This window comes from Mycobacterium sp. TH-M116 (assembly GCF_057473685.1).
Map to the genome: position 1 here is coordinate 1 of NZ_JBYCLC010000102.1, position 10,209 is coordinate 10,209.

At 70.9% G+C, this 10,209-nt stretch carries 10 protein-coding genes; 9 read left to right on the plus strand and 1 reads right to left on the minus strand.

Annotated features, from left to right (window positions below; all coding sequences use genetic code 11):
- The 3 genes from AC2VOK_RS04960 to AC2VOK_RS04970 form a co-directional block, all read left to right on the plus strand.
- A partial coding sequence (locus tag AC2VOK_RS04960) for a nickel-dependent hydrogenase large subunit (protein WP_428899495.1) occupies positions 1 to 426 on the plus strand: 426 nt, incomplete at its 5' end.
- Positions 423 to 887: a hydrogenase maturation protease gene (locus tag AC2VOK_RS04965; RefSeq protein ID WP_428899496.1), complete on the plus strand. Its 465-nt coding sequence runs from the start codon at positions 423 to 425 to the stop codon at positions 885 to 887. The genes AC2VOK_RS04960 and AC2VOK_RS04965, both read left to right, overlap by 4 nt.
- A 50-nt stretch (positions 888 to 937) precedes the next feature.
- Positions 938 to 2,389 carry a bifunctional lysylphosphatidylglycerol flippase/synthetase MprF gene (locus tag AC2VOK_RS04970; RefSeq protein ID WP_428899497.1) on the plus strand — a complete coding sequence of 484 codons (1,452 nt, stop codon included), beginning with the start codon at positions 938 to 940 and terminating at the stop codon, positions 2,387 to 2,389.
- Here AC2VOK_RS04970 and AC2VOK_RS04975 read toward each other — a convergent pair.
- A complete protein-coding gene (locus AC2VOK_RS04975) occupies positions 2,331 to 2,765 on the minus strand; it encodes a pyridoxamine 5'-phosphate oxidase family protein (RefSeq protein WP_428899498.1) in 435 nt (144 codons plus the stop codon). The two genes, AC2VOK_RS04970 and AC2VOK_RS04975, sit on opposite strands and share 59 nt — an antisense overlap.
- Positions 2,766 to 3,242: 477 nt before the next feature.
- Between AC2VOK_RS04975 and AC2VOK_RS04980 the strand changes: the two genes are divergently transcribed.
- The 6 genes from AC2VOK_RS04980 to dosR all read left to right on the plus strand — a co-directional run bounded on the left by AC2VOK_RS04980 (position 3,243) and on the right by dosR (position 9,936).
- Positions 3,243 to 4,223: an Acg family FMN-binding oxidoreductase gene (locus AC2VOK_RS04980; RefSeq protein ID WP_428899499.1), complete on the plus strand. Its 981-nt coding sequence runs from the start codon at positions 3,243 to 3,245 to the stop codon at positions 4,221 to 4,223.
- Between the two features lie 45 nt (positions 4,224 to 4,268).
- Positions 4,269 to 5,108, plus strand: a complete 840-nt coding sequence (locus AC2VOK_RS04985; protein WP_428899500.1) for a universal stress protein — start codon at positions 4,269 to 4,271, stop codon at positions 5,106 to 5,108.
- A 200-nt stretch (positions 5,109 to 5,308) separates the two neighbouring features.
- Entirely contained in the window at positions 5,309 to 7,363 is a 2,055-nt protein-coding gene (locus AC2VOK_RS04990) for an erythromycin esterase family protein (RefSeq protein ID WP_428899501.1), read from the plus strand.
- Between the two features lie 132 nt (positions 7,364 to 7,495).
- The gene (locus AC2VOK_RS04995) at positions 7,496 to 8,281 is read left to right on the plus strand and encodes a universal stress protein (RefSeq protein WP_428899504.1); all 786 of its coding nucleotides are present in this window, start codon (positions 7,496 to 7,498) and stop codon (positions 8,279 to 8,281) included.
- 30 nt (positions 8,282 to 8,311) lie between these two features.
- A complete protein-coding gene (locus AC2VOK_RS05000) occupies positions 8,312 to 9,148 on the plus strand; it encodes a universal stress protein (RefSeq protein WP_428899502.1) in 837 nt (278 codons plus the stop codon).
- Between the two features lie 116 nt (positions 9,149 to 9,264).
- A complete protein-coding gene (gene dosR / locus AC2VOK_RS05005; RefSeq protein WP_428899503.1) occupies positions 9,265 to 9,936 on the plus strand; it encodes a hypoxia response regulator transcription factor DosR/DevR in 672 nt (223 codons plus the stop codon).
- Positions 9,937 to 10,209 lie beyond the last annotated feature (273 nt).

Here is a 10,209-nt window from a genome sequence, read left to right on the forward strand (position 1 = left end):
GCCCGCGCCGGTCTTTCGGGCGAATGCCGAAACCCGTTCCGCAGCATCGTGGTCCGCGCGGTGGAGGTGGTCTACGCGATCGAGGAGGCGCTGCGCATCATCGACGGCTACCAGCGCCCGTCGCGCCCGTTCGTCGAGGTGATCGCCCGTCCCGGCATCGGGCACGGCGTGAGCGAGGCGCCCCGGGGCCTGCTGTATCACCGCTACCGGATCGACGACGACGGGCTGGTCGTCGCCGCGACGATCATCCCGCCCACCTCCCAGAACCAGGCCGCGATCGAAGCCGACCTGGCCGGTGTCGTGGCCGGCAACCTTGCGCTCGACGACGCCGCGCTGACCACCCTGTGCGAACGCGTGATCCGCAGCCACGATCCCTGCATCTCGTGCTCGGCGCATTTCCTGACCCTGACGGTGCGGGGGCGATGACCGCCGGCACCGTCGTGATCGGGCTGGGCAACCCCTACCGGCGCGACGACGGCGTGGGCGTCGCCGCCGCGGCGGCGCTCGAGCGGCTCGCGTTGCCCGGCGTCGAAGTCCGCACGGCGATCTCGGACCCCATGGACCTGATCGAGGCATGGTCGGGCAGGGACCTGGCGGTGGTGATCGACGCCGTCGTCACGGCCGCCGCCGTGCCGGGCCGCGTCCGTCGGCGCGCGCCGGCCGACCTGGACACCGGCGACGGCCTGAGCTCGCACGGCCCCCACCTGGGGCGGGCCCTGGCGCTGGGCCGGGTGCTCGGACGGGTGCCCGGCGCGCTGGTGGTGTTCACCGTCGAGGTCGCCGACGTCGGGCACGGGACCGAGCTGACCCCCCGGGTCGCGGCCGCCGTGCCGGACGTGGTCGAGTGCGTCGCAGGGGTCTCGCGGCAGGGCCGTCGAACGAATTAGCCTGAACTGTACGGTGCGCGGGCACCTGCTACCCGGGGAGCGAGCACGGCATGAAGGTCAAGCGGGACGGCAGGCACCCCGCGGGGCCGCGCGGCAGGGAACGGGTGCTGGTCAGCGCCGACGTCCCGGCGGCCCGCGTCGTCAGCGTGGTGATGCTGGCGTGCGTGCTCGGCTGGTCGACGGTGCTGGTCGCGCGCCAGTACCTCGGCGCCGGCCGCGTCGCTCCCGGCCGGTTCGGTTGGTCGTTGGCGCTACTGGCCGCGGTCGCGCTGATCGCGCGGGGCATCTTTCTGGGGCGGCCGGTCACCGCCGGGCATGCCTGGGCGGCGGCCGGCGCGGTGGCCGGCGGGCTGTGCGCGCACTTCCTGTCGTTCGCCCTGCCCGGCAACCTCATGGTTGCCGGCGCCGGGGCGGTGCTCATGTGGCCCACCGCGAGCCGGCCGCAGCCCGACCTGTTGGCGCAGGTCTGGGCGCTGGTCGACGCCACGCACGCGGATGCGCTGGCGCCCTTCGCGATGCACTCGAGCAAGAGCTATTTCTTCAACGCCGAGGGGTCCGCGGCGATCGCCTACCGTGCCCGGCTCGGATTGGCCGTGGTCAGCGGCGACCCGATCGGCGATGAGGCCCGTTTCGACGCCCTGGTGGACGATTTCGTCCGCATGTGCCGCGAGCGGGGCTGGCGGATCATCGTGCTGGCCGCGGGCGGGCGGCGGCTGGGGCTGTGGCGCGGCGGGGCGGTGCGCTCGCCGGTGCTGTCCGTGCCGATCGGCCACGACGTCGTCGTCGACGTCGCCCGGTTCAGCCTGCGGGGACGCCGGTTCCGCAACCTGCGCCAAGCGGTGCAGCGCACCCGTAACTGCGGGGTCAGCGTCGAGATCGTCGACGAGCAGCGCCTCGACGGTCCGCTGACCGCCCAGCTCACCGAGGTGCTGTACGCCGCGCACCGCGCGGCACGCACCGAACGCGGCTTCTGCATGAATCTCGACGGGGCCCTGCAGGGTCGTTTCCCCGGGATCAGGCTGGCCATCGCCCGCGACCGCGGGGACCGGGTGGTGGCCTTCCATCGCTACGCCACCGCCGGGCACGGATCCGAAATCTCCCTCGATGTGCCGTTTCGGCGCCCCGACGCCCCCAACGGGGTCGACGAACGGCTCAGCGTCGAGATGATCCTCGCGGCGCAGTCATCTGGTGCCCAGCGGCTGTCGCTGGCTTTCGCGTCATTTCCCGAGATCTTCGACGCTGCCCACCCGAGGCTGGCGCAGCGTGTCGCCTACCGGCTGATCCATCTGCTGGATCCCCTGATCCGCCTGGAGTCCCTCTACCGCTACCTGTGCAAGTTTCACGCGGTGGGGGAACGGCGCTACGTGGTGCTGTGCGGGCGTGACATCCCGGCCGCGCTGATCGTGCTGCTGTCGCTGGAATTCCTGCCGCGCCCCCGCCGGCTCAGGCGCGGACCGAATCCTGCTGCAGCTGGCCGCCGAACCGGAAGCGGCGACCGGTGACCTGCCGTGGAATCACCCGCACATAGTGCGATTTCTCCGATGTCGTCCACGGCAGCACCTGGGCGCGGTCGGCGTCCTCGATCTCCTCGGCGGTGTGAAGCGAGCGGGCCGTGCCCCGCACGATCACGCTCCAGCCCTCGGCGACGTCGTGGTCGTCGACCTCGAACAGCACGTCATGGTTGATCGCGGTGCTGACCAACTTGGTGCCCTCGGCGGTGCGGAACAGCACGCTGCGGCGCTGCACAGCGTAATTCACCGGGAAGATCTCGGGTTGGCCGCCGACGCTGGTCACCAGTCGCCCCAGCGTCACACCCGCCAGCAGGTTCCAGCATTCGCTCTCCGGCAGGACGGTGACCCCATCGTCGATCATGGACATCGGCCATTCCCTTCATCGGTGCGGGCCTCTCATCAGCGCGGCCCCTTCGTCGAAGCGGCTGTGCCTTCGATGCTAACCGGCGGGTGCGCCGCGGGCGCCGGTCGAAGGTCCCGCGGCGCGGGGACCAAAGTTGTTCGACCCCGTGACCGGTATCCGGTGCCGGCGTTGTGGACCCCTCCACCCAGGGAGGACGTCAAATGCATCAGGATTCGCTGAATCTTCCCAGTAACAACCACGTTGGGTGTATACGAGAAGGCCTCCCCATCGTTTGCCGCCTGACCCGTCGCGCAAGAGAGACGAAAGTCAACGGCCGCCGGGTGCGGGGCCCAATGACGCGGCCCCGGGGACCAAGGACTCTGGCAGCGTCGGCCCGGATGGCCGAAGGTCGAAGGCAGGCGAGGGCATCAGGCGAAGGCATCAGGCAAAGGCATCAGGCAAAGGCATCAGGCAAAGGCATCAGGCGAAGGCAGGTGACGAATGACCCGGACGACGGTCGACACCATGGTGATCACGAGGGCGGTGGAGTTGGCGTGCCGCGCTCCCTCGCTGCACAACAGCCAGCCGTGGCGATGGGTGGCCGGCGGGGCGGTCGTCGACCTGTTCGCCGATCCGCACCGGATAGTGACCGCGACCGACGGCTCGGGTCGTGAGTCGATCATCAGTTGCGGGGCGGTGCTCGACCACTTCCGCGACGCGATGCTTGCGGCCGGCTGGGACTCCGGTGTGGACCAATTCCCCAACCCCGGCAATCTCGACCACCTGGCCTCGATCGACTTCGCTGCGGCCGACTACGTCACCGACGCCCAGCGCGAGCGCGCCGCGGCGATCGCGCGGCGCCGGACCGACCGGCGTCCGTTCGACGCCCCCAGGGACTGGGCGTCGTTCGAGCCCGCGTTGCGCAGCGCGTTCGACCCCCGGCTGGCCACCCTGGACGTGCTGGCCGACGAGGCGCGGCCGCGCCTGGTGGAGGCGTCGCGGCTCACCGAGGTCCTGCGCCGCTACGACGACCTCTACCATCACGAATTGCGTTGGTGGACGGCGCCGTTGCGGGAATCCGAAGGGATCCCCGAGAGCGCGCTGCCGTCTGAGGCGCAGGGGAGCGACGTCGACGTGAACCGCCGCTTCCCGGCCAACGGGCAGGCCGAGCAGGGTCCGGCCGTCCACGACCAGGCGACGATCGTGGTCCTGTCCGGCTACGGGGACACCCGCGCGGACTGGCTCGACTGCGGGCAGGCACTCTCGGCGGTGCTGCTGGAGTGCACCATGGCCGGGTTGGCGACCTGCACGGTCACCCACATCACCGAGGTGCAGGCCGGCCGCGACATCGTGCGGGAACTTCTCCCCGACACCACGGTGGTGCCACAGGTGCTGATCCGGGTCGGCCCGGAGCCCGCGGGCGAGCCCCCGGAGCCGACGCCGCGCCGGCCGTTGGACGACGTGCTGCACCTGCGGAACTGAAACCCTCTCGACACAGGAACGCCCTCGATCGCTAGGAGCTCTGCGATGTTCGACTCATACCCGCCCAAGTCGGTGGTCGTCGGTGTCGACGGATCGCAGGCGGCGATGCGGGCCGCGTGCTGGGCGGTGGACGAGGTTGCCGGGACCGATGTGCCGCTGCGCCTGCTCCATGTCGCCCGCACAGACCCGGGTGCCGGCCCGCTCGAGGCCAGGGTGGCATTGGCGGCGGCGGAGGAGATCGTGCACGAGGCGTACAGTGCCGTCGAGGCCCTGGGCAGACCCGTCAAAGTCCAGACCGAGGTGCTCGACGGCGAGCCGGTGCCGACGCTGGTCGCGGCCTCGCGTTCCACCGGGTTGCTCTGCGTCGGCGACACCGGGGCCGCGCAGCATCCGGAGGGCTGGCTGGGTTCCACCGCAAGGGAATTGGCGCAGTCGGCGCACTGCTCGGTCGCCATCGTCAGGGGCGCGCGCCACGGCGTGGACGCCACCGACCGGCGCTGGATCGTCGCCTGTGTGGACGGGTCGCCGGAAGACGTCGACGTGCTGGACCTCGCGCTCGACGAGGCGGAGCGCCGGCATGCCCGGCTGCGAGTGGTGACCGAGCAGGAGCCCGGCGGGGCCCCGGGCGGCAGCGGTGGCGTCCTACTCGATCCGCATCTGGTGCGCTGCCTGGACGGCCATCCCGACGCGCACATCGACACCGCCGTGCTGCGCGGTCCCCTCCGCGACTACCTCGCCGAGCAAGCCGCGTTCATCCAACTGGTCATGGTCGGCGCTGCCCGGACCGCCGAGGTGCGCCAGCTGCTCGGCCCGGACGGCGCCCTTGCGCTGCGCGGCAGCGACTTCTCGCTGCTCATCGTCGGGCCCGAGCGGCCGGGCCGCTGAGAAAGTCCTGCGTCATGGCCTGCATCGGGGTGCGCGGGTAGCCGCCCGGGCGACCTGATCGCGCGGGCCGACGAATGGCCCGCCGGTACGGGACTTCGGTCCCTATCGCCGGTGGGCGCGGACTGCTCAGGATGGACCTGTCGATGCTGACGTCGACGGTGATCGCGGACTCAGGAGCGGTGCCCCATGACCGGTGCCTCATGACTAGAGCAACCGATGTCATCCGTCACTCGCCGCGGCGGGTCTTCCGTGACCGTCGCGAGGCCGGCCGGGTGTTGGCGAGCCTCCTGGAGACCTACCGCGACCAGCCCGACGTGATCGTTCTGGGCCTGGCCCGTGGCGGAGTGCCGGTGGCGTGGGAGGTGGCGGCCGCGCTGCATGCTCCGCTGGACACGTTCGTCGTTCGCAAGCTCGGTGCTCCCGGCCACGAAGAGTTCGCCGTGGGGGCGCTGGCGAGTGGAGGCCGCGTCGTGGTCAACGACGATGTCGTGCGGGGCCTGCGCGTCACCCCGCAACAGATGCGCTACATCGCCGAGCGGGAAGGCCGGGAGCTCGCGCGACGCGAGGCCGCCTACCGCGACGGACGACCGCCCGTCGATGTCACGGGCAAGACGGTCATCCTCGTCGACGACGGCCTGGCCACCGGCGCAAGTATGTTCGCGGCCGTGCAGGCGCTTCGGGAGGCGCAGCCCGCCCGCATCGTGATCGCGGTGCCCGCAGCCCCGGAGTCCACGGTCCGCGAATTCGCGAGCCTGATCGATGACGTCGTCTGCGCGACGATGCCGACGCCGTTTCTCGCGGTCGGAGAATCGTTCTGGGATTTCCGGCAGGTCACCGACGAGGAGGTCCGCCAGCTGCTCTCCACCCCGACCACGGAGCCGACCGCCACAGCGGCGACGACAAGCGTTGCGGCGCACAGCGCTGCCGAGGTGCTCGCCGGAGTGGTCATCGACGCTCCCGGCGGCGTCCCACCACTGGCCGCCCTGGAGGAGCTGATCGGCGACGCGCGGGTCGTCCTGATCGGCGAGAGTTCGCACGGCACCCACGAGTTCTATGAGGCCCGCGCCGAGATCACCAGGTGGCTCATCGAGGAGAAGGGCTTTTGCGCCGTCGCCGCGGAGGCGGACTGGCCAGACGCCTACCGGGTGAACCGGTATGTGCACGGCATCGGCGACGACACCACCGCCGACGAGGCCCTGCGCGGGTTCGAGCGCTTCCCGGCCTGGATGTGGCGCAACGTGGTGGTCCGCGACTTCGTCGACTGGCTGCGCGAACGCAACCGGCGCCTCGAGTCCGACGGACTCCGTCAAGCCGGGTTCTACGGCCTGGATCTCTACAGCCTGCACCGCTCGATGCACGAAGTCATCGGCTACCTGGACAGGGTGGACCCCAAGGCGGCGGCGCGGGCCCGCAGCCGATACGCCTGCTTCGACCACGCCTCGGCCGAAGACGGCCAGGCGTACGGCTTCTCGGCGGCGTTCGGCGCGGGACCGTCGTGCGAGAAGGAGGCCATCGACCAGCTGGTCGACATCCAGCGCAACGCGCTGGCCTATGCGCGCATGGACGGGCTGATCGCCGAGGACGAGCTCTTCTACGCTCAGCAGAACGCGCAGACGGTGCGCAACGCAGAGGTCTACTACCGCGCGATGTTCAGCGGGCGCGTCACCTCGTGGAACCTGCGCGACAAACACATGGCGCAGACACTCGATGCGCTGCTCGAACACCTGGACCGCCACCCAGACGTGCCGCCAGCGCGAATAGTGGTGTGGGCGCACAACTCTCACGTCGGCGACGCGCGGGCCACCGAGGTGTGGGCCGATGGGCAGCTCACCTTGGGCCAGCTTGTTCGCCAGCGGTACGGCAAGGAATCGCGGCTTATCGGGTTCAGCACCTACACCGGCACGGTCACCGCGGCCGGCGAATGGGGCGGCATCGCCGAACGCAAGGCCGTGCGGCCGGCGCTGCACGGCAGCATCGAAGAGCTCCTGCACGAGACCGGCAAGGCCGCCTTCCTGGTCTCGGCCCGCCTCACCCCGGGCGCCGCCGAACCGCTGAGCACCGTCCGGCTGGGCCGTGCCATCGGAGTGATCTACCTGCCCGCCACCGAGCGGCAGAGCCACTACTTCCACGTGCGGCCCGCGGACCAGTTCGACGCGATGATCCACATCGACCGGACCCGGGCGCTGCAACCTCTGGAGCCGACGAGCGTCTGGGTCGCCGGCGAGACACCGGAAACGTACCCGAGCGGCCTGTGATGGAGGCATCCGCCGGGCCGGCGCACACCGCGTGAGGACGAACGGCGTCACGGGTGAGGTCCAACGGCCCCTCCGCGACGGCCCACGGCGCGCTAGCCTGACATGCAGGCACAGAACGAGTCGGGAGCCGAGATGAACCAGCCGGACGCCAAGTCGGTCGTCGTGGGCATCAACGGCTCGCGGGCCGCGGTCAACGCCGCGAAATGGGCTGTTGACGAGGCGCGCAGCCGGCAGTTGCCGCTGCGGCTCGTGTATGTCATCGCCGACCAGGGCGTCGCCGACCAGGGCGCGCAACCCGGGTCCGAGCCCGCCTCCGAGCGCGAGGTCGAGCTCGGCGAAACGGCGCTGTCGGAAGCGGAGTCCGCCGTGCAGGGCGAACACAAGCCGGTCGAGATGGAGACGGCGATTCTCTCGGGAGACCCCGCGCAGGTCCTGGTCGGCGCATCGCAGGAGGCGGCGCTGGTCGCCGTGGGCACCGCGCGGCGCGGATGGGCCACCGACGGTCTGCTGGGCCCCACCGCCGCCGGCCTGGTGGCGAACGCGCGCTGCCCGGTGGCCGTCATCCGCAGCAATCCGGATGGTTCTCCGACGCAGCTCGGGGTGATCGCGGTGGTGCTCAACGACGATCCCGACAACGACGAGGTCGTGCACCGGGCCATGGAGGAGGGACGCCTCCGGCACGCCACCGTGCGGCAGATCGACCGGCGACTGGACAGCTGGGTCCGGCGCTACCCGGACGTCCCCGTGCAGACAGTCGCCGCGGGTGCCGGGATGAACCCCGACGAAAGCCACGGCACTGCAATCGAATTGGCTGTCGTGGGCGGTGCCGACGCCGATCGGATGGCCGGACTCGCCACTCCCAACTGCCACCCGATCGTCGGCTATCCCGACTGCTCGGTGCTCGTCGTCCGCCAATAGGCTTCCGGGTCCACAGTGAACGAGTCAGCGATGAACGAGTCCACGCAACCCCGGTCGGTCGTCGTCGGCGTCGATGGCTCGAAAGCGGCGCTGCGCGCTGCGTTGTGGGCGGTCGACGAGGCCGTCAGCCGCGGTGTCACCCTGCGCCTGCTCAGCGTGGTCGAGCCGGGTGCGTCCCCGGACGGCGCGGAACGCGCGGTCAACCACGCGGTCGCCGCCATCGAGGCGACGGGCGCGCCGCCGAAATTGGACACCCGCATCACCGCCGGGCCCGCGGCCCGGTCGCTGATCAGCGCCTCGGCGTCGCCGGACCTGCTGTGCGTGGGTGCCGTCGGGTTGCGTCACTTCCAGCCCGGGCGGCTCGGTTCCACCGCCGCCGCTGTGGCCACGGCGGCGCACTGTCCCGTGGCGATCGTTCGGGGCGGTGACCACCAACCCGGCCGGCCCATCGGTCCCGCTGCGGCGATCGTCGTCGAACTCGGCGGGTTCACCGACAGCGAAGACGCCGACACCGTGCTGGCCGCCGCGATCGGGGAGGCCCGACTGCGCGACGCCGCCCTGTATGCGCTCGTGCACGGCCCTACGGCCGACGCGGGCGCCGTGCGGCCGGACGACGACCACCGGGCGCTGGCCGACCTGGATCGCCGGCTGGCCCGGTGGACACGGCGCTACCCGGACCTACGGGTGCAACCGATTGTGGCCCGGGGCGGTCTGCTGGAACATGTGGCCCACCACCGGCCGGTGCAGTTGGCGGTCGTCGGTGCCCGCAACCGGCAGCGCCTGGCCGAACTCGTCGGACCGGTCGGCAGTGCGGCATTGCAGGCTGCCGACTGCTCGTTGCTCGTCGTCAACCGGCGGCATCTCTGAGCGCTGACGGCGCTCGGCCGTACGGGATCGACACGGGATCGATACGGGATCGGTATGGGATATTGGGTCGGTGGTCGGTCGACGACCCGTGCCACGACCGGCAGGAAGGACTCGCAATGGTCAAGGTTTTCCTGGTCGACGACCATGAGGTGGTTCGCCGCGGTCTTGCCGACCTGCTCGCCTCCGATCCTGAGTTGGAGATCGTCGGCGAAGCCGGCTCGGTCTCGGAGGCCAAAGCCCGGATACCGGCGCTGCAGCCCGACGTCGCCGTGCTCGACGTGCGCCTGCCCGACGGCAACGGGATAGAGCTGTGCCGCGACCTGGTGTCGGATCACCCGGACTTGCGCTGCCTGATGCTGACGTCGTTCACCTCCGACGAAGCCATGCTCGAGGCCATCCTGGCCGGAGCCAGCGGCTACGTCGTCAAGGACATCAAGGGCATGGAGCTGGCGCACGCCATCAAGGAGGTGGGCGCCGGGAAGTCCCTGCTGGACAACCGCGCGGCCGCCGCGCTGATGGCCAAGCTGCGCGGCGCGGCCGAGCGCGAGGACCCGCTGTCCGCGCTGACCGAGCAGGAGCGCACACTGCTCGGGCTGCTCAGCGAGGGGCTGACCAACAGGCAGATCGCCGCCCGGATGTTCCTGGCCGAGAAGACGGTGAAGAACTACGTCTCCCGGTTGCTGGCCAAACTGGGCATGGAGCGGCGCACCCAGGCGGCGGTGTTCGCGTCGAAACTGGATCGGGGTTCGGGCGCGCCGCACGCACCGACGCGAATACCGCCCGACTGACCGCAGCTCCCCTGGCACATTGGGGCTAAGCTCGCCCAAGGCACTTCTGCACGGGATGGCTCATCACCGCTTTTCCCGACGCGCGGTGCTGGATGTTCGCTTCTGTGGAGGTATCGGGTCCGTGGCAGGCGAGGAGCGCGGCTCGGCTTTCGCCGGGCTCGGCCAACCCGGGCTGGTCGGCAGGATGCACGAGCAGCTCGATGAGCTGCTCTCCGCGCGTGACCAGATGGAGCAGCTGCTGCGCGTGATCGTCGAGATCGGTGCCGGCCTGGA

Bases quoted from the DNA above. Each gene is read 5' to 3' on its own strand.
- AC2VOK_RS04965 (WP_428899496.1), top strand. From the start codon at position 423: ATGACCGCCGGCACCGTCGTGATCGGGCTGGGCAACCCCTACCGGCGC.
- AC2VOK_RS04970 (WP_428899497.1), top strand. From the start codon at position 938: ATGAAGGTCAAGCGGGACGGCAGGCACCCCGCGGGGCCGCGCGGCAGG.
- AC2VOK_RS04975 (WP_428899498.1), bottom strand. From the start codon at position 2,765: ATGTCCATGATCGACGATGGGGTCACCGTCCTGCCGGAGAGCGAATGC.
- AC2VOK_RS04980 (WP_428899499.1), top strand. From the start codon at position 3,243: ATGACCCGGACGACGGTCGACACCATGGTGATCACGAGGGCGGTGGAG.
- AC2VOK_RS04985 (WP_428899500.1), top strand. From the start codon at position 4,269: ATGTTCGACTCATACCCGCCCAAGTCGGTGGTCGTCGGTGTCGACGGA.
- AC2VOK_RS04990 (WP_428899501.1), top strand. From the start codon at position 5,309: ATGACTAGAGCAACCGATGTCATCCGTCACTCGCCGCGGCGGGTCTTC.
- AC2VOK_RS04995 (WP_428899504.1), top strand. From the start codon at position 7,496: ATGAACCAGCCGGACGCCAAGTCGGTCGTCGTGGGCATCAACGGCTCG.
- AC2VOK_RS05000 (WP_428899502.1), top strand. From the start codon at position 8,312: ATGAACGAGTCCACGCAACCCCGGTCGGTCGTCGTCGGCGTCGATGGC.
- dosR (WP_428899503.1), top strand. From the start codon at position 9,265: ATGGTCAAGGTTTTCCTGGTCGACGACCATGAGGTGGTTCGCCGCGGT.